This is a genomic window from Erythrobacter ani (genome assembly GCF_019204025.1).
In the GTDB taxonomy this organism is placed as follows: domain Bacteria; phylum Pseudomonadota; class Alphaproteobacteria; order Sphingomonadales; family Sphingomonadaceae; genus Erythrobacter; species Erythrobacter ani.
Window position 1 is genome coordinate 1 of record NZ_JAGSPB010000001.1, and the last position, 21,988, is coordinate 21,988.

The 21,988-nt window shown below is 56.8% G+C and carries 19 protein-coding genes and 1 tRNA gene; 10 read left to right on the plus strand and 10 right to left on the minus strand.

Going from position 1 to position 21,988, the window contains the following annotated elements:
* Both KCG45_RS00005 and KCG45_RS00010 read left to right on the plus strand, forming a co-directional pair.
* Nucleotides 1–375: hypothetical protein (locus KCG45_RS00005; protein ID WP_218315120.1), on the plus strand; the 375-nt coding region annotated here is incomplete at its 5' end.
* A gap of 118 nt (nucleotides 376–493) precedes the next feature.
* Nucleotides 494–1,321 (plus strand): class I SAM-dependent methyltransferase, encoded by an 828-nt coding sequence (locus tag KCG45_RS00010; RefSeq protein WP_218315121.1) that lies wholly within the window; start codon nucleotides 494–496, stop codon nucleotides 1,319–1,321.
* 230 nt (nucleotides 1,322–1,551) lie between these two features.
* On the opposite strand, the gene KCG45_RS00015 is transcribed toward KCG45_RS00010, so the two are convergent.
* Nucleotides 1,552–2,295 carry a winged helix-turn-helix transcriptional regulator gene (locus tag KCG45_RS00015; protein ID WP_369410702.1) on the minus strand — a complete coding sequence of 248 codons (744 nt, stop codon included), beginning with the start codon at nucleotides 2,293–2,295 and terminating at the stop codon, nucleotides 1,552–1,554.
* 175 nt (nucleotides 2,296–2,470) lie between these two features.
* Here KCG45_RS00015 and KCG45_RS00020 point away from each other — a divergent pair, with 175 nt between their 5' ends.
* Nucleotides 2,471–3,727, plus strand: coding sequence for a vanadium-dependent haloperoxidase (locus KCG45_RS00020; RefSeq protein ID WP_218315123.1), 1,257 nt, complete (start codon nucleotides 2,471–2,473; stop codon nucleotides 3,725–3,727).
* Between the two features lie 348 nt (nucleotides 3,728–4,075).
* Here KCG45_RS00020 and KCG45_RS00025 read toward each other — a convergent pair whose 3' ends face one another.
* A complete protein-coding gene (locus KCG45_RS00025) occupies nucleotides 4,076–4,573 on the minus strand; it encodes a hypothetical protein (protein WP_218315124.1) in 498 nt (165 codons plus the stop codon).
* 37 nt (nucleotides 4,574–4,610) lie between these two features.
* Between KCG45_RS00025 and KCG45_RS00030 the strand changes: the two genes are divergently transcribed.
* Entirely contained in the window at nucleotides 4,611–8,402 is a 3,792-nt protein-coding gene (locus tag KCG45_RS00030; RefSeq protein ID WP_218315125.1) for an anti-phage protein Upx-like protein, read from the plus strand.
* Between the two features lie 94 nt (nucleotides 8,403–8,496).
* Here the strand turns inward: KCG45_RS00030 and KCG45_RS00035 are convergent, their stop codons facing one another.
* The 3 genes from KCG45_RS00035 to KCG45_RS00045 all read right to left on the minus strand — a co-directional run bounded on the left by KCG45_RS00035 (nucleotide 8,497) and on the right by KCG45_RS00045 (nucleotide 10,358).
* Nucleotides 8,497–9,612: a DUF4238 domain-containing protein gene (locus tag KCG45_RS00035; RefSeq protein WP_218315126.1), complete on the minus strand. Its 1,116-nt coding sequence runs from the start codon at nucleotides 9,610–9,612 to the stop codon at nucleotides 8,497–8,499.
* Nucleotides 9,613–9,802: 190 nt separating this feature from the next.
* On the minus strand, nucleotides 9,803–10,075 hold the full coding sequence (locus KCG45_RS00040) for a conjugal transfer protein TraD (RefSeq protein WP_255547870.1): 273 nt from the start codon (nucleotides 10,073–10,075) through the stop codon (nucleotides 9,803–9,805).
* The gene (locus tag KCG45_RS00045) at nucleotides 10,053–10,358 is read right to left on the minus strand and encodes a conjugal transfer protein TraD (RefSeq protein ID WP_218315127.1); all 306 of its coding nucleotides are present in this window, start codon (nucleotides 10,356–10,358) and stop codon (nucleotides 10,053–10,055) included. Before KCG45_RS00045 ends, KCG45_RS00040 begins: the two co-directional genes overlap by 23 nt.
* Before the next feature lie 173 nt (nucleotides 10,359–10,531).
* On the opposite strand from KCG45_RS00045, the gene traA reads away from it, so the two are divergent.
* Entirely contained in the window at nucleotides 10,532–13,417 is a 2,886-nt protein-coding gene (gene traA / locus KCG45_RS00050; protein WP_218315128.1) for a Ti-type conjugative transfer relaxase TraA, read from the plus strand.
* Between the two features lie 10 nt (nucleotides 13,418–13,427).
* Nucleotides 13,428–14,186 carry a DUF6118 family protein gene (locus KCG45_RS00055; protein ID WP_218315129.1) on the plus strand — a complete coding sequence of 253 codons (759 nt, stop codon included), beginning with the start codon at nucleotides 13,428–13,430 and terminating at the stop codon, nucleotides 14,184–14,186.
* Nucleotides 14,187–14,258: 72 nt separating this feature from the next.
* On the opposite strand, the gene KCG45_RS00060 is transcribed toward KCG45_RS00055, so the two are convergent.
* Both KCG45_RS00060 and KCG45_RS00065 read right to left on the minus strand, forming a co-directional pair.
* Complete coding sequence (locus KCG45_RS00060) at nucleotides 14,259–15,005, minus strand: glutaredoxin family protein (RefSeq protein ID WP_218315130.1); 747 nt, start codon at nucleotides 15,003–15,005, stop codon at nucleotides 14,259–14,261.
* An 11-nt stretch (nucleotides 15,006–15,016) separates the two neighbouring features.
* On the minus strand, nucleotides 15,017–15,283 hold the full coding sequence (locus KCG45_RS00065; protein WP_218315131.1) for a metal-sensitive transcriptional regulator: 267 nt from the start codon (nucleotides 15,281–15,283) through the stop codon (nucleotides 15,017–15,019).
* A 76-nt stretch (nucleotides 15,284–15,359) separates the two neighbouring features.
* Between KCG45_RS00065 and KCG45_RS00070 the strand changes: the two genes are divergently transcribed.
* Complete coding sequence (locus KCG45_RS00070) at nucleotides 15,360–17,069, plus strand: copper resistance system multicopper oxidase (RefSeq protein WP_218315132.1); 1,710 nt, start codon at nucleotides 15,360–15,362, stop codon at nucleotides 17,067–17,069.
* A complete protein-coding gene (locus KCG45_RS00075; protein ID WP_218315133.1) occupies nucleotides 17,066–18,106 on the plus strand; it encodes a copper resistance protein B in 1,041 nt (346 codons plus the stop codon). Before KCG45_RS00070 ends, KCG45_RS00075 begins: the two co-directional genes overlap by 4 nt.
* 58 nt (nucleotides 18,107–18,164) lie before the next feature.
* Here the strand turns inward: KCG45_RS00075 and KCG45_RS00080 are convergent, their stop codons facing one another.
* Both KCG45_RS00080 and KCG45_RS00085 read right to left on the minus strand, forming a co-directional pair.
* The gene (locus tag KCG45_RS00080; RefSeq protein ID WP_218315134.1) at nucleotides 18,165–19,349 is read right to left on the minus strand and encodes a tyrosine-type recombinase/integrase; all 1,185 of its coding nucleotides are present in this window, start codon (nucleotides 19,347–19,349) and stop codon (nucleotides 18,165–18,167) included.
* Nucleotides 19,350–19,545: 196 nt separating this feature from the next.
* Nucleotides 19,546–19,631: transfer RNA gene (locus KCG45_RS00085), tRNA-Tyr, on the minus strand.
* A 163-nt stretch (nucleotides 19,632–19,794) separates the two neighbouring features.
* On the opposite strand from KCG45_RS00085, the gene rlmB reads away from it, so the two are divergent.
* Complete coding sequence (rlmB, locus tag KCG45_RS00090; RefSeq protein WP_218315135.1) at nucleotides 19,795–20,586, plus strand: 23S rRNA (guanosine(2251)-2'-O)-methyltransferase RlmB; 792 nt, start codon at nucleotides 19,795–19,797, stop codon at nucleotides 20,584–20,586.
* A gap of 24 nt (nucleotides 20,587–20,610) precedes the next feature.
* Nucleotides 20,611–21,507, plus strand: a complete 897-nt coding sequence (locus KCG45_RS00095) for a hypothetical protein (protein WP_218315136.1) — start codon at nucleotides 20,611–20,613, stop codon at nucleotides 21,505–21,507.
* A 114-nt stretch (nucleotides 21,508–21,621) separates the two neighbouring features.
* On the opposite strand, the gene KCG45_RS00100 is transcribed toward KCG45_RS00095, so the two are convergent.
* On the minus strand, nucleotides 21,622–21,894 hold the full coding sequence (locus KCG45_RS00100; protein WP_218315137.1) for an HU family DNA-binding protein: 273 nt from the start codon (nucleotides 21,892–21,894) through the stop codon (nucleotides 21,622–21,624).
* Between the last annotated feature and the right edge of the window lie 94 nt (nucleotides 21,895–21,988).

Consider the following 21,988-nt stretch of genomic DNA (forward strand, 5'->3'; position numbering starts at 1 on the left):
TGTGACGAAGACCTCGATGCCGGGAGTTTCATGTGGGATTTCCACCGCTCGCTTCGGACTGACGAGTTGCCGGATGGCGAGACAGTGATCAGCGTGACGCTAAGTGATGTTGAAAACCACGGACGTTGGTGGGTCATCGCCGGAGCGGGCGAAGTGGACCTGTGCACAGATGATCCCGGCAAAGACGTGGATTTCTATCTCCATGCGAAGATTGCGGAGATCGCAGAAGTATGGATGGGAGATGTCGATGTGAGAGATGCCATTTCACAACACGGCTTGAAGGCTACTGGCTCACACCATTTGATGCGCACAATTGTGAGCTGGTTCCCGCAGTCGCGTTACTCGAAGGTCCGCCCAAAAAGAATGCTAGAATGAAGCTAGACGGCCGCTTTCGACACGATATTGCGGACATCAGCTAACGGGTCTGATCACTGATAAATTCCGATCGCCGCTAAGCCTGTGTAACCAGCGCGTTCGTCCTGGAGTAATTCATATGGCATTCGAAGCTGACTTATCTGAACATTATGCCGAAGAAGGACTGCTTCAACGGATCATTGAAGCGCTCGCCGAAACCGGAGTCTCGTCCGCATCTGCGACATCACAGGACTTGAAGCCAGTGGACGAGTTCCACATTGGGGGGATTTCTGCAACGGCTGCACTGATCGATCAACTCGAACTAAAACCTGCGATGAAGGTTCTTGATATTGGTTCAGGTATTGGTGGCACCGCCCGTTTTGTTGCGGAACGGGCTGGAGCACATGTTACTGGCATTGATCTCACATCAGAATACACTCTTACGGCGACAGCGTTGAGCGAGTTAGTCGATATGGGTGGGATGACCGAATTCCAGATTGCCAGTGCGCTTGAGCTACCATTCGATGATGATAGCTTCGACGCTGCGTTGATGCTGCATGTTGGCATGAACGTCCCTGACAAACCCGCCCTAATGGCAGAGGTTGCGCGCGTGCTGCGCTCTGACGGCCTGTTCGCGATTTACGACATCATGAAAGTTGGATCTGAGCCGGTTTCATTCCCCGTTCCTTGGGCAAGCGTCGCGGAAAATTCATTTCTTGCAGACCTGCAAACCTATCGAGAAGCGTCGGCGCACGCGGGTTTCGAGGAAATTTCAAGTCGCGACAGGACGACGCAGGCACTGGAGTTTTTCGCCGAGCAGAAAAGACGCAGTGGGACCCATGGTTTACCAGCAGTCGGGTTGCATCTTTTGATGGGAGCCGACTACCCAACCAAGCTCACGAACATGGTGGGGGGTATTTCGGATCGAAAGCCTGCTCCTACAGAGCTCATTCTCCGCTTAGAATAGCCACCTTTGATGACACCGCCCCAGCGTCTTATGACCACCCCATCTCCGACGCGAAGCGAGGTCTCGGCAGCTAAAGGACCGCTCTACACCCTGTTGCCTCTGTGAGCGGAGCGACCATTACCGGCCCCCATGCCGCCAGCGATAGATGGCCACAACCGAGTGGAAAGCAGTCGCTGATATAAGAAATGGGAACTAAACCTTTATCCCCAGAGCGGAAATTGGAAATCCTGTCACGTTCCGGGAACAGAAGCACGACGCTCTTCAGGTTGTATGAGTATATTGGCCAATCGGCTCCGGCCCAGCAACTCGGGAAGAAGTTTGGCATACTTTTCGTCACCGAGGACTTCCAGTTCTCCCGTTGCAATCGCATCGTCAAGTTCAGATCTTCCCAGATAGATCCTAGCCAGAGTTTTGGCGGTTACGCTGATCTGCATATCGACGTCAAAGTCGCGGTCTATGATGCATAGGTCAACCTGATCTCCCTCAAATATCAGCCAGCTGTCCTGGCGTTTTTTTGTCTGGTCATGCAGAAAAAAATGGACAATGAACGGATTGGGAAGTTCAGGATGCGGTTTTGCTTTGTGGCGGATGTTCCACATCAAATGATCACTGTCAAAATCCTCCAGCGCGGGTTCTATCCGGAGCCATTCTTGTGCCCAATCCGCCATACTGAAAACAACCTTGCTGAGCGCATCGCCAGCCGGTGTAAGTGTGTATTTGGTGTGGTTGTGAGTTGGCGATTTCGTCTTTTTGACAATGCCAGAATTTGCCAGCTCTTTAAGCCTGCTGGACAAAAGAGAACGTGACATCCGGGGCACTCCTCTGCTGATGTCATTGAAGGACGTGTAGCCGAAAACCAATTCTCTCATCACAAGCATTGTCCAACGCGTGCATAATATTTCTGCGGCCATCGAGAGAGGGCAGTATTGACCGTAGCCAGGCGCCTTAATCATGTTTGCTGTCCTTCGGTCCATTTAGCGATACCGCGATCTGCCTGTGACAATTGTTCAAGGTTTGAAATATTGCGAGTACACTATCTGTACCACAGGGTCCTACTTCAGGACTAGAGCGCATCATAGAATGAGCCGACGACCGACAGCGCTTAATCCCACCGCCTCTGGAGTGGGCAAGAGCCACACAGGAGCGATCATGCGCAATCTGCAAAAACATAAAATTCTTTTGGTCTCGGGGGTCTTTTTCGCGCTAGGTGCGAGCGTTGATGCCCGCGCCGATAGTGTGATGGAATGGAATATAAAGGCGCGAGAAATTGTTGTTGATGCAAAATTACGAACAGCACATTCTAACCGGGCTTTAGCGATCGTGCACACGTCAGTTTATGAAGCTGTCAATGCCATCACAAAAAAGTATCCGGCCTCCCTTCCTCTGAAAGCAGCTGACAATTCATCAATAGACGCCGCGATCGCATCAGCTGTCCGGGTTTCGCTATTGTATCTGATGCCTGACAGGAGCCGCGAGCTTGAGGAAGTATATGCGGAGGCTTTGGCGAAGATCGAGGACGGTGATGAGAAGGCCCAAGGCATTGCAATCGGTCAACAAGCAGCAAACACCGTCTGGGCCGCGCGTAAGAATGACGGCAGCCAGTATCCGGAAACATACAGGCCTTACACAACGGCCGGCAACTATGTTCCAACGACGATACCGGCTGTGCCGAGTTGGGCAAACCGTAAGCCCTGGATGTTTTCTGACCCGACCAGATTCCGTCCGGGACCTCCGCCAAAATTAGCAAGTGATGTCTGGGTGCGCGACTTTAACGCAGTCAAGAGAATGGGCAGCAGGAATAGTGAGGATCGTTCCGAAGAACAGACAAGAATGGCGAAGTTCTGGGAGGCGACTTTACCGCCAATCTATCATGGTGTTGTGCATTCCGTCGCCAATATGCCGGGACGCGACGTCACACAAAACGCGCGCCTGTTTGCAGCCGTGACGAGGGCAACGGATGATGCCATGATAGCGGTGTTCGAGGCGAAATATCACTACGGGTTTTGGCGGCCCATAACTGCAATCCGCAACGCTGATATCGATGGCAATGAAGGCACCCTGACAGATCCTGCGTGGGTACCTTTCATTCCCACTCCGATGCATCCTGAATATCCATGCGCCCATTGCGTGGTGGCGGGAACCGTCGGCGCTATTTTGAAGGCCGAAATCGGGGAGAATGCAACACCGGAATTGTGGACTGTAAGCTACACGGATGGTGGCGCCCGAAGGAGCTGGACGAGTGTGGACGACTTCATCCAAGAGGTTTCAGATGCGCGCATTTATGATGGCGTTCATTATCGAACTTCTACAGAGGTCGGATCCGCAATGGGATTGGAAATTGGAGCTCTTGCTGTCGAAACCTATTTGTCACCGTTGAAGTCAGCCGGAAATCCGGAAGATAATTAGAGTCCTTCGCGACAACTTAGGTTATAGCCGTGCAAAGCAAATAGAAGCCTGCTTTTGCGCTCAATAGCAGTCATTGGATCCGATAATGGCGAACGTCCACCTATGGGCCGGAAGCGGACTGTCAGCTTTTGGAGAGGAGGGCAGCGAAAGCAGTCGAGGTGCCGGCCCGTTTTAGATTTCGGTGGCTTCGGTGAGTTTCAGCGCGTCCTCACTGTCCCAACCCACATTCCGTTTATTCCTGCTTGATGAGAAAAATGATCGGGTCCTGAAGAGTTAGAAACGAGACGGTGTGGAGCTTAGCTGGTTTGCTGGAGAAGCCTAGAATCGAGTCAGATCTGTCTAAGGTGATCAACTTGAATGCGGCGGCTGAAGCCCATTTTTCACATATAACCCAGCGATGATAGGCGCAAAAAGTGCATGGCCTAGGCGCTCCTTCTCAGAATAGGCTAGATGATGGGTTGCCTGCTTATGCATCAATGCGACCCCTTTGCCGAGCAAGCCTTCTTCGTCGAGATATCTTCTAAGGTTAGAGTGCTTGGGCAATGCCCCTGCGGTTCTCAATAACGACAGGTCAATCAGGGTATCATTGGCTGTGATTACCCAGGCGTGACCGTCCCACTGCGCAACGCCCGGTTCTGAGCTGATCGGACGAGAGTATTTGAAGGCTAATTTGCCCCTGCATTTCAGCGATCCAAGGGCCACGTAGTTCTCGCATTCGACAGAAGAAAGTCTTTGAGAAAGCAGCGCAGAAACACCAACGCACTGACCGCGAGTTTCTGGAAACTCAAAAAGGATATCGCGGCATATCACGCCGATTTGTTGTATCGGATCTAAAGAACTTATCATGCGGCATCTTTCAAGAATTACATAGGAATCGCAGACTATGGCTGAGAAACAAGTAAGTGAACCCGATCCAAATAGGATCGAAATGCTTGCTGATCTCGCGGGTATGTTTCCAGGGATGTTCAACGAAACTCCAATTCGAAGTTTCTTTGATGAAGACCAAGCGCCCTTCGCAAGGATCTCAAGCCTCGATCCTCTCAAAGCGGCTTCAGTTTTTGCAGGGATGCTGCTCGACCCTAGTCTCCAAAGCAACTGCATAAGGTTGGAAGCACTAGTCCATATTGTGCTTCATCAAGCAAACGGCAGGCAGAAACTTAACCCGAAGCTCGCTGCAAAGCTGTTCGCCGCAATGGAAGAGTCGTTCTGTGCGCGTTTGGAAGACCCTGCCGAGGACCTGTTCGCCTCTTCTGTTCGGACTGAACAGGGTAACTTCCGAATTCTGGAAGGCGTCTGGGAGGGCAACACTTTTTATCTGCAGCTATTCCTCAATACCATTTCTGACATGCCTCGAAACAGCTCATATGATGAGCTTCGAGAATGTGTGTTTGCGCTACTCAAACTTTCTGACATGGCTGCTGAGCGAGCCGGTGTTGATCGTAATTGCCTTGGTGAAGAGTTGCCGAGCGAAACGTTGAATGCCAGCCAGGTTTCTAAGCTGGCCCGCTACAGAGGTTGGGTACGCTTTTCATTTGGCGAATTGGAAGAAGCTGGAATTAACCCCTTAGCGCTTTCGCCTTTCATTTTCGAAGTGAGAAAGCGCGATGAGCTAGTCGACCAAAGCTTGGGCTCAAGTCTTCTGGAGAAGCACCCTTTGGTTCGCGACGCCAGCCATGTCTATCTCATACTGCCAAGCGCCGTAAGTGCTGCAATTCGTCTCTTCATTATTGATCGCATGCTCGCCTCGGGCATGCGCGAACATTTCGCGGCTGGACTGGGGCGCGAGTACGCCAAGCTCTTTGCCCGCACGCCTCTATTGGGCGACAGACGAGATCCTAATCTTAAATTTCATAAGATCGATGGGCACATCGTAACCGGTGCGACCATTCAAGTGGACATAGGCCGCTATGTGAACTTTGTTTTTGTGGCTGATTCCTTGGAGGCGATCGAGGAAACCGGCCTGGTTGGGCTCAATCCTGCTGCAGTAACATTCAGCGATCATATCGAGGAATGGATAGACTTCTCTTGGTCGACTGTCCCGGAAGACCCAGATTTCAAAGGTTGTCTTCAGGTCTTTGTATCTTGCGGGATAGGAAGGCCATTGGCGGCGGGGATGCCAGAGCTAGATCGGGACGGATGGGAGTATGCATTTCTGTCGGCCTACGACTTTTTCACGCTGAGCTGGCTCCCCGACTTCAAACCATTGACGCTCTGGCGGATATTGAACTCAAAGAAGAAGGCGACCGGACTAGGTGCCTCGCTCCAAAACATAAATGGGCTCATCAATCTCGTGGCCTGGAGCCGAAGTCTGGACAGCCACCTCATTCCGCATGGACAAATGCCCGACGAATTTGCAGACGGCGGACCAGCATTCATTCTGATCGACCAAAATAGTCAACGAGCGCTGCGACACGAAGTTCGGACGGTCCATGATCCGATTGTAGCGCCATTCATTGACGACCGATGGATCAGAATTCGAAAGAACGCGATTTCCAAGCTGAAAGAGGATGAAGAAGCCCCACTTTACGCCCAAGATGATGGCTCTAACGATCCAATTCTATCGTGCTTCATTGCTCCCAAGAGACCATGGTGGGCTGCGGCAATAGCCCCTGATGAGGTGCCTGGCTTCATTCGTTACGAGCGTTTCAGAATGATATCTATGTGGCTAGCACGGGCGGCTCCGGTACTTGATGCAATCGGCAGTTTGCCTGCCGGACCAATTTACTGGGAAGCCGCATTCGATCAACGTCCCACTGATCTATATGAGAGCGAAGGACCGATTTCTGCTGTCGAGGCTTTGGCGACTATCTCGGTCGAGGTCGACCACGCCAATTGCACGGTGCGAACACGGTGCGAAGCGAAGTTCGAGCGAGCCTTTCAGAACGTCGAGAATGTAGCAGAAACAGCTTTGGTTTCGGCTTTAGTTCAAGGCGTACTCGAACTGGGCAAGTCAAAGGCTGCAGACGCCAATATCCTTGTTCAAGCGATCGTAAAGAGCCCTGAGGTCCGACACGGCCATGCTTTCAAAGCCAAGGGAGTTCGTGATCATTTACGCGGCGACCTTCACGGCCACGTGACCTACATCGATGACTATGATGACGCTGATCTAAAGCTAGGGTTGGGTTGGCGAGTTCGGGAGCGCAAAGCGGGCAACAAGATCAAGGGCAAGCAGGAATGTACTTCATTCCTCAATGCATTGGTTGAAGACTTAAAGCGCGAGCTGCTGCGTGATCTTGCACGGTTTGAACGCGCTGATCTGATCCATTTCTTGGTGCGAAACTATGAAATTTCAGTCGTCGACCGCGAAAGGTGGCGCCGAACTGCGAGAGCCGTCATCGCAATCAGAGAAGATAAGGCCGCGGCAATGCAGTGGATTGCGGAACACCAATTTCGCCTTAACGCCGTTTTTCAATCCACGCGTATGCTAGTAGAAATGGCGTCTTGCACGTCGCCCCTTGGTGAAGGCGAAAGGGCCGGTGAAGTGGAGTTATCGCGCCTGATGGCTCGGGCAGGAGAGCTCTACCACCTTGGAGGATTTTCAGATGCTATTCGCTGGGGCGTAATGAACCCAGAGTTGCGCATCACTCCGCTCGGTGACGTTCATGCGAACTTTGACTTTGTCGATGAGATTTTCGAGCCCCACTCACTCGATACTGTGCGAGTACGGACGCAGCACGACATTGATCGATACGCGGAGTTTGTGACCGAATTTGATGACGACGATGACACAGAGAAAGAGCCAGAACCCGCCTTCTTGGAAGCCTGGGAAGAGCAATATGGCGCAACATTTGACGAAACTTGCCTTCTGATCAGCCATTTCGAAGAGATTGGAATAGAGCGCGGCAAGGCAGTGCTTCAAATGAGGAGAAGTGAACTAGGCCAGGTTGAAAGCGATAAGATAGAAGTGCGTGAGGGGGCGATCGAGAACATGCTCAATGCCCTTACATTGCCGCGCCGAACGTCGTTTGACGAGCTTCCTGCTGGATTTCAGCAACGCGACCTTAGAATGTGGCAATTCAGGAGGGAGCTCTCTTTTCTACGGCGCCCAATCGTGCAACTCGATGATGCACAGGACCCCCTGCTACTTTTCGCACCGGGCATGATTCAGGAGGCGGTGTGGTATGCAATGGCGAACCTGCTTGATGGAACATTTCCAGAAGATCAGCTGAAGCCAAAGATGCGATCTTGGAAGCACAAGGCAGAAGGCAGACGGGGAACTAGATTCGCAGAGAAGGTAGCGGAATCGTGCCGAGCTAGCGGCTGGCGGGCTGAAACCGAGGTGAAGATTACAAAAGTCCTAGGCCGAGCCACCGAACGAGACTTTGGCGATGTAGATGTCTTGGCATGGCACGAAGAAACAGGGCGGATCCTGATCATTGAATGCAAAGACGTGCAATTTCGAAAGACCCTTGGAGAGATGGCAGAGCAGCTTGCTGATTATCGCGGCGAGCTCAACAGCAAGGGCAAACCCGATTATCTCAAGCGCCACCTAGATCGGATGGATATCCTGATTGAGGATAGGGGAGCTTTGGAAAGATATATCTCGCTGTCGGTCGCGACAGAGCTCGAGAGCCATCTGATGTTCCGCTATCCAGTGCCGATGGAGTATTCGCTGAAATCGATGTCTGATAAAGTGACGGTTACCAACTTCTCAAACATTGCAGACATTCTCTAAGGCTCAATGCATTCCGCTGGGCCGATAGCGGAAGGTCTGCTGCAGTTTGATTGAAGACAGCAAGCGACAAATGGTTAGAAGGCCGCTTGTTGGGCTAGTGCCCACGCCTCTCCGTAGTCGGTTTGCCCATCTTTGAAAGGTCAGCTTCAGGAAAGTACTTCGCAGCGAGATTTTCCCGTTCAGCCGCTTGTTCCTCCTGTGCAACCGAATTTCTCTCGCCAATCATGTCACGTGCAACGGTAAAGCTATCATCAGGATCGATCACGAACCTATGTGCAAAGAATGCTTGCAGTGAATTGTAACACTCGACCTGTTCGGGACCGACCGCAATCGGTTGGCCAGTTCTAATGGCCCTTATCAGAGCCGCCACCGGATCGAGGTCGCGAGCAGCATCAACAGCTTGCTTCATCTGCTCGCGGGAAATCTCTCCGGCCATTAGCTTGGACAGCGCGTATCCCGCTACCTCCTTGTCGCGGATTTCGTCAGACGCCTTCATCATCTTGCCGAGCACTGCTTTGTCATAGGCGCAGAGCATCACGTCTGACCCGAGCGGCAAGTAGATCTGGATATAGGCGGCCCCAATGCCCAAGTGGCCAGTATGCACAGTCCTTGGCTCGTCATTGTGCAGTACCACGGGATGATCGCCTATATAGAATGAACGCCCATCCGGCGGCGTCATTAGAAAGAATTCCTTTTCGGCCATGATCTCGGCATACTTTTCGAGATTCTGCACCTGATGGCGGATGTGCTCTTTTTTGAGCCCTTCCTCGTCGAGGTTCATCAAGCCATCAACCTTCGCTAGGTCGAAGCCCATCCTTTTCACATGCCGACGCAGTTGATCATCTAGCCGCTCTGGCATCAAACGCATGCCCTTGGTTCTTACGAACTGGAAGGCCACTAGAAACGCGAGGTTTGCGACCTCCTCTGGTGTGCGTTCCAGCGTCTTTTCCACCCTGATCCGTTCGATGATGGGGGCAAGATGCGACTCAATGCGACTTGTCCATGGCTCAATGGTCGCAAGCACATCATCATCGACCCAAAATTCGTTGAAGCGACGCTCGCCCATGATGTTGTCGATGGCCGTTGGAAAGGATCTCTCTGCTTCGAGATCGAGAACGTGAACTTGCTCTTTCGCAGCGCGCTTGGGGTCACAGCTGAGGAAGCCGCGAAGAAGGAGCTTTGGAACATAATGTTGATGCTGCGCAGCCATTCTACAAAGATGGGCAACAACGTCTCAAAATCTAGACTTGTCGACCTCAGCGCAGCTAGATTCCATTGGCAAGATAGCGTCTGCTTTCAGGAGCGAGGAATCCGGCAACCTACGTCTTGGATTGGGGCGCAAAGCTGACGCAAGCAATCGACTCCAATTTGCAGAGATTGGAGCCGCTCTCCTCTGCCGATCAGCCTGATTGCTCCGCCTCAAACGCCCGCTTTCCCTTGCGCCGAAAGAGCACCAGCGCCTGCGCCCCATCCGGCCCGCGCAACTTGGCTGCGACCGTGAGGAACGCGCCGTAGAGCGCGGCGCGATCATCATCGGTTAGCTCGACCAGATCGGCCTTCGCGACCAGGCCGCCCAGCTCGATCAGTTGCCGGGTCCGCTCGCGTCGTTTGACCTGCCATTCGCGCATGTCGGTTCGTGCCTTTGCCGCCTCAAGCCGATGCTGCGCCGCCATCGAGCGCGAGAGTGCCTTCCTGCTGCTGGCGAGGTCCGTTCGCAGTGTCGCGTGACTTGCCCTGAAAGAACGCCGCGCCGCGCTTGCGCCAGCCCTCCCCCGTGGCCTTGTCAGTGTTGGCAACCGCGTCGAGCAGCACGCCAGCCAGGACATCGGCATCGAGCGCGTCGGCTCCGGTTGCCGTGACCAGCGCGCCTAGGTCGCGCACGCGGCGTTCCTTCAACTGCTTTGCCTTGTCGGCCAGGGCCTTCAGTTCCGAATCAAAATCGCGGGGTTTGCGCATGTGTTGTCTCCATCGTTGGTGTCATGGAGCCATGATAATCGGTGAGCTTTCTCAATGCAGTAAGGTAGCCGGGACAGTGTGATACGGCCTAGTCCCGATCAGGATTTTATCATGAGAGGGCGCGCTTATACGTCGTGCCGACGTGGCGTTTGCGGTGTAACTGGATTGCCGTCATGGCAATCTTTCACTTCAGCGCAAAGGTCATCGGAAGGTCTAGCGGACGCAGTGCCGTGGCGGCCGCAGCCTATCGTTCTGGCGAGCGACTGCACGATGAGCGGATCGACAGAACCCATGATTTCACCAACAAGGCAGGCGTCCTTCATTCCGAAGTGATGCTGCCCAAAGGCGCGCCCGAAGCCTTCGCCGACCGGGCCACGCTGTGGAATGCAGTTGAGGCCGCCGAAAAGCGCAAGGATGCCCAGCTTGCCCGTGAAGTGGAGTTCGCTCTGCCGCGCGAGCTGACGAAGAAAGACAACATCAAGCTTGCGCGCGAGTTCGTGAAGGCGGAGTTCATCGAGAAGGGGATGATCGCCGATCTCAATTTGCATTGGGATATTGGCGAGGACGGCAAGGCCAAGCCGCACGCACATGTCATGCTCACGATGCGCGAGGTTACCAAGGACGGCTTTGGCGCAAAGGTCCGCGACTGGAACAAGACCGCGCTGATCGAGCAATGGCGCGAGCGTTGGGCCGATCGTGTCAATCGCGCCTTGGCCGAACGCGACATCGACGCGCGGATCGATCACCGCAGCCTGGAAGCGCAGGGCATTGCGCTGGAACCGCAAGACAAGATCGGTCCCGCCGCCTCGCGCATAGGCGGGCGCGGACTGGAGGCCGAGCGGATCGAAGAACACCGCGCAATCGCCCAGCGCAATGGCGCGCGCATAATCGCCAATCCCTCGCTGGCCTTGGATGCGATCACGCACCAGCAGGCGACGTTCACCAAGCGCGACCTTGCTGCATTTGTTCACCGGCATAGCGAAGGCAACGAGCAGTTCGATGCCGCCTACAATGCGGTGCGCGGCTCCACCGATTTGATCGCACTGGGGAAGGACGGTCGCGGGCAGGATCGGTTCACATCGCGGGCGATGATCGAGACCGAACAGCGGCTGCATCGTGCCGCCGACGCGATGGCGCAGCGGGCCAAGCACAGCGTCAATGATGTCCAGCGAAGTGCCGCATACGCCAGCGCTGCGAAGCGCGGTCTGGTCCTTTCCGGCGAGCAGAAGTCGGCCTTCGAGCACGTCACCAACAGCAAGGGTCTTGCGGTTGTCGTTGGCTATGCCGGGACCGGCAAAAGCGCCATGCTGGGCGTGGCGCGCGAGGCATGGGAAAGTGCGGGCCACAATGTGCGCGGCGCGGCCCTGTCCGGCATTGCCGCCGAGGGTCTGGAGAATGGCTCCGGCATCGCATCGCGCACCATAGCCAGTCTTGAGCATCAATGGGGCAAGGGGTGCGAGCAGCTCACTTCGCGCGACGTACTCATCATTGATGAAGCGGGCATGGTCGGCACACGCCAGATGGAGCGCGTGCTGTCCCATGCCGCCAACGCCGGTGCGAAGGCTGTCCTGGTCGGTGATCAGCAGCAGCTTCAGGCCATCGAAGCAGGCGCTGCCTTCCGTGCGATCCATGAGCGGCACGGCGGCGTTGAGATCAGCGAGGTCCGCCGCCAGCTTTCCGCTTGGCAGCAGGATGCGACCCGGCAGCTCGCCACGGGCCGAACCGGCGAAGCGATCCGTAGTTATGAAGAGCGCGGCATGGTCCATGCCGCCGACACGCGCGAGGATGCACGAACGACGCTGATCGAGCGGTGGGATCAGGAAAGCCAGAACTGCCCCGGCGACAGCCGGATCATCCTTACCCATACCAATGACGAGGTCCGCGAGTTGAACCAGATGGCACGCGGGAGAATGCGCGAGGCTGGCGCGCTAGGTTCCGATGCTACGATCAAGACGGCACGCGGCGAGCGACAATTTGCATCGAGCGACCGCATCATCTTCCTGCGCAACGAGCGGGGGCTTGGCGTGAAGAACGGGACGCTAGCAACGGTCGCGAAAGCAAGCGCGCAGCGCATGGCGGTGCGAACCTACGATGGCCGCGAGGTTGTCTTCGACACCAAGGATTATTCCCACATCGATCATGGTTACGCGGCCACGATCCACAAGGCGCAGGGGATGACGGTGGACCGCGCCCATGTGCTCGCCACACCGGGCATGAACAGCCATTCCGCTTATGTCGCCATGTCGCGCCACCGTGAAGGGCTGGCGCTACATTATGGCCGCGACGACTTCGCCGATCAGTCGAAACTTGTCCGCACGCTGAGCCGCGAGCGCGGGAAGGACATGGCAGGCGATTACAAGCCCGAGCAGGCCTTCGCCGAACTGCGCGGCATCACCTTCGGTGAGAGGGTCTTCGAGATCGTTCGGCAGGTGCCGAAACGCGCCAAGTCCATCTTCGGAAACTTCCGTCCGCAGGCGCGGCAGCTTGAGCCGATTCCGGCATTGGCGAACATGCAAGACGACCAGCGTCGCGCGGTCGAACGCTACGCCCGGGCGCTTGGCGATATCGGCACGATGCAGGCCCAGGGCTTGCCCGTGCTCCCGCACCAGAACGACGCGCTGGAGAAGGCAGGAAAGGCACTCGAAGCGATCCGGCCCTATGCCGTTGCCGATCTCGCCAAGGCGCTGGATCGGCGTCCTGAGTTGATTGCAGAGGCCGTTGGCGGGCGCAGCCAGGAGGCCATGCGCGTCATGAGCCAAGAGGCCGCTGTGCGCACCGATCCGGCGCTGCGATCCGAGCGTTTCGTCAGCGACTGGCAGGGGCTGAGCACGGCACGCAGGCAGCTTGAGCAGCAAGGCGACCGTACAGGCGCTGCCCGTGTGTCGGCAAAGCTGACCGAACTGGCGAAGGGGCTTGGACGCGATCCGCAGGTGGAAGGCCTGCTACGCGGAAAGACGCGTGAACTCGGCATCGATCCGAAGCCCGAACGCAGCATCGCCAACGAACTCACCGCAACCCTAACTCGCGAGCGCACCCGTGCTTTCGACATGGGCATTTAGGAGAAACGACATGGAAGACGACCATATCGAAGAAGTGCAACTGGACCTGGAAGCTGAGGAGCCACCCGCCCCCGACCCAGAACCGGAGCCGGTGGCAGAATCCGATCCGGCAACGGAAGCCTTCGCCCGTCTCGAAGGCGAAATGGCGATGGTGCGCCACACGGTCCAGAACATGGCCAGGGAGCGAGCCGACATCGTCATCCCGGACTACACGGCAACGCTCGGCCAGATGGCCGATCAGCTGGCACAGGTCTCCAAGACGCTGACCGCAATCGGCAACAAGCCCGCCATCGAGTTGACCCCGGAAGACATTGCAGTTCAGATCAAACGCGCCTCGCTCAACATGCTGCGCGATAGCAGCGACCTTTTCCGACAGGGCCGCAAAGACCTGGACAATGCAACCGGTCGCCTCGCTGCAATTGTCGGGCGTGTCCTCACCGAGGACGAGCAAAAGCGCCAGACCTGGCGCTTTGCAGGCGCGGGGTTCGCTGCCGGTATCCTGCTATGGTCGATCCTCCCTGGCACCATCGCCCGCGCCATGCCCGAATCTTGGCATTGGCCAGAATGGATGGCCCGCAAAGCCATTGGTGAACCGACTATTGTGGAAGCGGGCATTCGGATGATCCAGTCGCAGAACCCGGAAGCATGGGAAGAACTGGCAGAGGCGCAGACCATTTTGAGTGCAAACCGGGAAGCTTTGGAGCGCTGCAATAGCGAAGCAACTGAAGTTCAAAGGCCCGTAAGTTGCTCTATCGAACTATCACCTTGACCTTCAGCTCTTTGTCAAAGCCTCGCTCGTTTCTGGCTTAGGAACCGCTAACGTAGCTATCGGCACACGGTCTCATCCGGCTACCGGCTTCACCAGCATCCAGAACGCCATACCGATCATGAAGAGGTTCTCGGTGAGCGAGACAAACCCAAGCGGTACGTTACTGTCGCCTCCGACGCAGGCGCATTTGAGTTCTCGCTTGTCGAGATAGACCGCCTTGAAGACGCTGACCGCGCCAATCGTACCGATGAAGAGCGCGACGGGGATCGAGATTACGTTTAGGATATGCGCCGTCATCAAGACACCTGCCAGCCCCTCGGCGAACGGGTAGATGTAGCCGTAGGGCACCCAGCGCTTCGCCAGCAGGTCGTAATTCAGGAACATGGTCGAAAAGCTCTCGACATCGCGCAGCTTGAGGTAGGCAAGGCCGCACATCGAAAAGCTCACAAACCACTCGGCGGTTAGGATCGACAGCGGTTGCCCGGTGGCGACCCATGCCGCACCCAATGCCATCAGTGCCATCATGCCGAAGAGCGCAGCGACCGGCTGATAGCTTGTGCCCTCCTTCTCGACAGGGTTCCCGAAATGCGCTGCAAGGTCGGTGTAGCCTCCGATGCGTTCATCACCGACCCATGCCTGCGGCGTGGTCTTGACGCCATGCTTCTCCTTGAAAGCGTCGGTTTCCTCACGGGTGGTGAGGTAGTGATCGTCTACCTGATAGCCCCGTCTTTCGAGGAGCCATCTCGACTTGATGCCATAGGGACACACATGGTCGGGCATCACCATCCGGTAAAGCGTTGCAGTCTTTGGCTGTTTCATGGGAGCGGTTCCTACTTGCGGGTGCGTTCGAGAAGCTCGACGAGTTCTTCAAATTTTTGTCGCTGTTCGGCTTCATCACCGCTTGCGATGGCCTCCGCGACACAGCACGCGGCGTGGTCCTTGAGCACCTGGCTCTCGACCTTCGCCAAGGCCGACTTGATCGCTGCGATCTGGTGCAGGATGTCCATGCAGTAGCGGTCATCCTCGATCATCTGTGCGACGCCACGCACCTGTCCGGCAATACGATTCAGTCGCTTGATCTTGTCGGTGCTGCTCATCTCGTCTTTGTCTGTTTACATACCATAGGGGGGTATAGTATCCCACCAGCAAGTTTGCAGCAACCCCGAAGCCAAAATGACCTTTGATCCTACCCGCCGCACTTTCATTTCAAGCACCGCTGCGCTTGCGGCCGCAGCATCCTTACCGATGCCCGCATGGGCGCGAGGTAGCTCGCTGGCCCACGCGCAAAAAGGTTTTGGCGAGCTCTCCGGTGAAGACATCAGTCTCTCCATAGGTGACGCGCATTTCTTGACGGGTGGCCGTTCGGGCCATGCCTTCGCGGTGAATGGCACAGTGCCCGGTCCGCTTATCCGCTTGCGTGAAGGGCAGGACATCCGCCTGCACGTAACCAACCATCTCGATGAAGACAGCTCGATCCACTGGCACGGCCTGCTACTGCCATTCCAGTTCGACGGTGTGCCCGGTGTGAACTTCCCCGGCATCAAGCCCGGCGAGACATTCACCTATGAGTTTCCGGTGCGCCAGACCGGCACCTATTGGTGGCATTCTCACTCTGGCCTTCAGGAGCAGGCTGGCCACTATGGCCCGATCATCATTGAAAGCGCCGAACCCGACCCGCGCTACGACCGTGATTACGTTGTGCTGCTGTCGGAGTTCACCCCGATTCACCCGCACCAGATCATGCGGCTTCTGAAGGTCGGTGAGCACTACTTCCAGCGCCAGATGCAAACGGCCAGCGAAGGCGAGATGACAGGCGAGATGCGTCGAATGTGGGGCCAGATGCGGATGAATCCCCGTGACATCTCCGACGTGACCGGAACGACCTACACCTATCTCATCAACGGCCACGGCCCTAACGATCACTTGCAATTGGAGTTCCGGCACGGCGAGCGGGTCCGGCTGCGCGTCATCAACGGCAGCGCCATGTCGTTCTTCAATGTCCGCATCCCCGGCGTGCCGATGACAGTCATTCAGGCCGATGGGCAGGACGTGGACGAGGTCGAGGTGGACGAGTTCCAGATCGGTGTTGCTGAAACCTATGATGTAATCGTCGCCCCTTCGGATGGCAGTCACGCCATCGTGGCAGAGGCAATGGATCGCAGCGGCATGGGTGTTGCCAACCTCACCAGCCACAGGGGCCATATCGCAGCGCCGCCTGCGCTTCGCGAGATTCCCACTCTGACAATGACCGACATGGGCATGATGGACCACTCCGCGATGGGGCACGATATGGGCGGCATGGATCACGATATGCGAGACACCTCGCTGCTGCCCGACGATGTCGAAATCGGACCCGGTATCGACATGGTGGCTCCCATGCCCACCGACCGCATGGACTTCCCCGGCCTCGGTCTCGACAAGGTCGATCACCGCGTCCTGCGTTACACCGACCTCAAGGCGAAGCGCATGAACCCGCACCGCGAGGTCGAGCGCGAGATGGAGATCCATCTCACCGGCAACATGGAACGCTATATGTGGAGCTTCGACGGAAAGAAGTTCACAGCCGTGACCGACGATCCGATCCGCTTTGGCTATGATGAGCGGGTGCGCGTGAAGCTGGTTAACCAGACCATGATGGCGCATCCGATCCACCTGCACGGTCATTTCTTCGAGATGGTTAATGGGGCGGATCACATGCACCAGCCCTTGAAGCACACGATGGTCGTGCAACCGGGCGGCACTGCGACATTTGATCTCACCGCGAACGAGCCGGGCGACTGGGCCTTCCACTGCCACCTGCTCTACCACATGCACGCGGGCATGATGCAGGTCGTGACCGTTCGTCCGTTCCCCGATGGCACGCCAGAGTTTTTTGGGAAATGATGCGCGTTCTCCTGCTTGCCAGCGCGAGTTTGATCGCCGCCCCTGCCGCCGCGCAGGACCATTCAGCGCACGGACGCGATGATGAGCCGCAGATGGATCACTGCGCTATGGGGCACCTCCCGCCTGAACAGTGTCCGCCGAAAGAAGATAATTCGGACCATGGCACCATGGATCATTCCGCTCATGGTTCAACTGATGATGACGCATCGCACGAAGCGATGGACCACTCTACCATGGACCACTCACAGCACGGTTCGCCGGTCGATAAGTCTGCACCGGGGGCTGCACCGGAAAGCGCCGTTCCCCCTCGCGCTTTCGATGGTCCCCGGCACGCTGCTGATGCGATCTGGGGGGAGGATGCCATGGCACCGAGCCGCACCCAGCTTGCTCGCGAGAACGGGGGCATGCGCACCGGGATAATGATGGTCGAGCGGCTTGAAGCGCGCATTCCGACAGCTGGCGGTGAAGATGGCTATTTGTGGGATGCGCAGGCTTTCTACGGCGGCGACATCAACCGCTTCGTGCTCAAAACCGAGGGTGAAGCCGAATTTGGCGGCGAGCTTGAAGACGCCGAGATACAGGCCCTCTACAGCCGCGCAATCGGTCCCTTCTTCGATCTACAGGCCGGTGTTCGCTTTGATCCAGAACCCGATACGCGCGGGCATCTGGTGGTCGGCATTCAGGGTCTTGCGCCCTATATGTTTGAAGTGGACGCGGCTCTGTTCCTCTCCGATCGGGGCGACCTGACCGCGCGGATCGAAGGAGAATACGACCAGCGGATCACCCAGCAATTGATTATTCAACCACGTATTGAGGTCGAACTGGCGGCACAGGATATTCCCGAACGTGGGATCGGTCCAGGGATCACCAAAATCGAACCTGGAGTACGGCTACGCTATGAAGTTAAACGCGAATTCGCGCCCTATGTAGGCATCGAATACGAGGCCGCTCTTGGAGAAACCGCAGACATTGCCCGTGCCGCTGGTGAAGACCCGGATGGCATCAAGGTGCTGGTCGGCTTGCGAGCTTGGTTCTAAGTTTAGCAGCTTAGCTCAGCGGCTGCGCGGTCCTTGCTTTCGAGGTGCTTTAGCACACCTAGGAAGCCTTCCCATTGCAATAGCGCCCCCACGCTTCCATCAGTTGCACCCGCGCACCGGGATTCTCTGGCGTGCCAAGATAGGTGGTGCGGCGATATGCAGCCTGCACCGCATCCGGTGTCTTGTGCGCCAGTGCCGCTTCGACAACCGCATTAGGGAATCCTTCGTTCGCGGCCCAATCGGTAAAGCTAGAGCGGAAACCGTGGACGTGGAAAGGCTCCTGCATATCGCGCATAACCTTAAGCAATGTCATGTTGGACATCGTCTTGCCGGTCATGCCCGGAAAGACGACTTCGGCTCCCTTCATCTGCATTGCCTCCGCCTTCACAAGAACCGCCATTGCCGCTTCTGATAGCGGCACGATGTGCGCCCTGCTGCGCTTCATGTGTTCGGCTGGGATTGTCCAAAGGCGCTGGTTCAGATCGAATTCGTCCCATTTCGCGAGCCGTACTTCCTGCGAGCGAACGCCAGTCAGAATGAGGAGGTCCAACGCGAGGCGCGAATAGGAGGGCTTGCGACGCAGCGCGGTAAGGAATGATGGGACGGCGACGTATGGCATCGCCTTGCGGTTTGACGGTTTCTTGATCTGTCGCGGCAGCCCTCGCCCCGCTTTCAGGCTGCTGTTGCCCGAGGGAGCCTCCGTAGAGCGCCATCCCTTCGCGTGGGAGTAATCAAGCACAGCGCAAATCCGGTTGCGAACTTGGCGGGCTGTTTCGGGAATTTCCTGCCAGATCGGCGTGAGGACCGAGATGATATCCGCAGCGGTGATTCCGCCAGTCGTCATGTCGCCAAGCTTCGGGAAGGCGTAATTCTCCAGACTGGCGAGCCACTGGCGACCGTAGACATCGCTTTTCCAGCCTGCCTCGTTCTCTGAATGATATTGGGTGGCAGCTTCACGGAATGTGACCTTGGCGGCTTCCTCGTCCTTCCGCTCGGTCAGCACGTCGCGTTTCTCGACCTTAACCGCCTTGCGGAGTTCGGCGGCTTTCGCGCGCGCCTCGGCCAGCGTCACCAGCTTTGCGCTACCCAGACCAATGTCTTGTCGTTTGCCATCGCGCTGGAGTCGCAGGAGCCAAGAAGCCGCACCAGTTTTTCCAACTTTCAGGAAAAGTCCGTCGCCGTCCTGATAGGTACCCGGATTCGCTAAAGCGGCCTTGACCGCCACCGCCGTAAGTTTGCCCATTCTCGTTCCCCACATTTCTGGAGGCCAATTGAGAGAGCCGCAGTGTGGGGAAGCCTACTTCCTTCCCCACACCTTCCCCACACTCACTGCCGATTGCAGGCAAACAGCAGCGAACAGGGACGGCCATTTGAACGCATAATACCCTTGGTTTTCTGCGATTTCTAGGGCTTTTCGGGGATGTTGTGAGAAAGGGCGGTGGTGGACAGGGCTGGATTCGAACCAGCGTACGCTTGCGCGGGCAGATTTACAGTCTGCTGCCTTTAACCACTCGGCCACCTGTCCACGCCATGCCTTGCAGGAATAAATCGCTGCTTTGCCGGGAATCGCGCCCTGCCCATTCGGGTCATTGCGCTGCCGAGAGGCGCCCCTTTGGCGAAGCGACGCTTGCCTGTCAATGGGGCGGCTGGCAGGGGGCAATCGAAAGAACACGCATATTGGAGAAAGCATGGCCAAGGGTGACCGAAAACGCGCATTGAGAGGCCGCGCAGGGCGGATGAAAGGCGGGCGTGGATCGGGCCGCGCAGCGTCTGGTTATGTGCGGCTATGGGGCCGTCACCCAGTTGAAGCCGCGCTTAAAAATCCTGACCGACAGCACCGCAAACTCTGGGCGACCCGCGATGCCATCGAAACGCTCGATGGCGAACTGCCGCCTGACTTTCCGGTGGAATATGCCGAGGTTGCCGACCTCGCGCGGCTCGTTGCCAAAGATGCGCCGCATCAGGGGCTTGTGCTCGAATGCGAGCCGCTCGACGGCGTGTTCCTGGATGATGTAGCCAATGCCGACCCGACGCGCCCTGTGGTCGTCCTTGATCAGGTGACAGATCCGCACAATGTCGGCGCAATCTTGCGCTCGGCCGCTGCATTTGGCGCAGCCTGTATCGTCACGCAGGACCGGCACGCACCGCCCGAAGGTGGAGTTCTCGCGAAGTCGGCATCGGGCGCGCTCGAAACCGTCCCCTGGGTCCGCGTCGTCAATCTCGCTCGTTCCCTGGAGGAGCTGGCGGACGCGGGATATTGGCGGATCGGTATGGCGGGCGAGGCCGAGGAGACCCTGGCCGTAGCACTCCCATCCGGACCGGTAGCCATCGTGCTAGGCGCCGAAGGCGAAGGTATGCGTCATAATATCGCGCAGCACTGCGATGCCTTGGCGCGGCTTCCCATCTCATCGTCTATCGAGAGCCTGAATGTTTCCAACGCCGCTGCGATCTCATTATATGCGGTGGCAACCAGATCGTAATCTAATAGGGGGAGAACAGGGGACATGACCAAGGATACATCGATGCGCAAATACGCTGCAGGTTTGCTTGCCGCGCTGTCGCTGCTCTTGACCGGCTGCTTCATTACGCCGGGCAAATTTACTTCCGAGCTGGTGCTGACCGAAGATGAAAGCTTTAGCTTCACCTACGAGGGTGAAATCTTTTTCCTCGGCCTTTCCAGCCTTGCGCAAATGGGCGCTGGCGCCAAGGACTTCGAGCCTTCCGACTGTTATGACGACGAGACATTCGAGACACGCGAGTGCACCGAAGCCGAATTGGCAGAACAACGCATCGAATGGGACGAAGGTGCAGAAGCACGGGAAGCCAAAGCAAAGGAACAGGCAGCACAAATGGCCGCTGTAACAGGCGGGATCGACCCGACGGATCCGGAAGCGACCGCAGAACTACGGCAATTGTTGCTCCGCCATGAAGGTTGGGACCGGGTCGAGGACAAGGGCAATGGCGTTTTCGATATCAGCTATCGCGTAAGCGGCAGGCTCACACACGACTTCATGTTCCCGGTGATCGAAGATGTGCCGATGACCAACCCTTTCGTCCATATGATCATTCGCCAAGACAACGTCGTGCGGATTAATGCACCGGGCTTTGCAGCACAGAGTGGTGACAACCCGATGAGCGCGATGATGGGGGGAATGGGAGGTCTGGCCAGCCTTGCCGGCATGGCCGCGCTGGGCGAAGGCAAAGAAGGCGAGCAGGCGCTCGCCGACATGCCGCAGCTGGAGGGTACGTTCACGATCGTCACCCAGGGCAACCTGGATATTCGCGCGAACAACACCGATGAAGGAGCCAGCACAACCGCATCCGGTCAGACGCTCACCTGGGAAGTGTCACAGCGCAGCACCTCTGCTCCGACAGCACTGATTGCCGTGGGCGGGAACTGACCGGCCGTGCGACGTAACTGACAAATAAGAACCCCGCCGGGCGCTCAGCGCGGCGGGGTTCTTTTTGTTGTCAGCGTTCCACCCTACACCGACGATCTTTGCGGCAGTAATGCCTTAGTTGACTGCATCCTTCAGGCCCTTGCCAGCCTTGAATTTCGGCTGATTAGACGCCTTGATCGTCATCGGCTCACCCGTGCGCGGGTTACGCCCGGTCGACGCTTTGCGCCGCGCTACGGAGAAGGTTCCGAATCCGACCAGCCGTACTTCATCGCCGTTAGAAAGGGACTTCGTGATAGCTTCAAAAACGCCTTCGACAGCGCCCGCAGCATCATTCTTTGATAGTCCGCTGGTTTCGGCGACGGCAGTGATCAGATCATTCTTGTTCATTGTGAGAACCCCCTCAGGTTTTCTAGAGCGCATCTTTGTTCAACTTGTTTCGGTGAATCGCTTCACCGAAAGCGCGTAGGATGAGCCTTTTTGC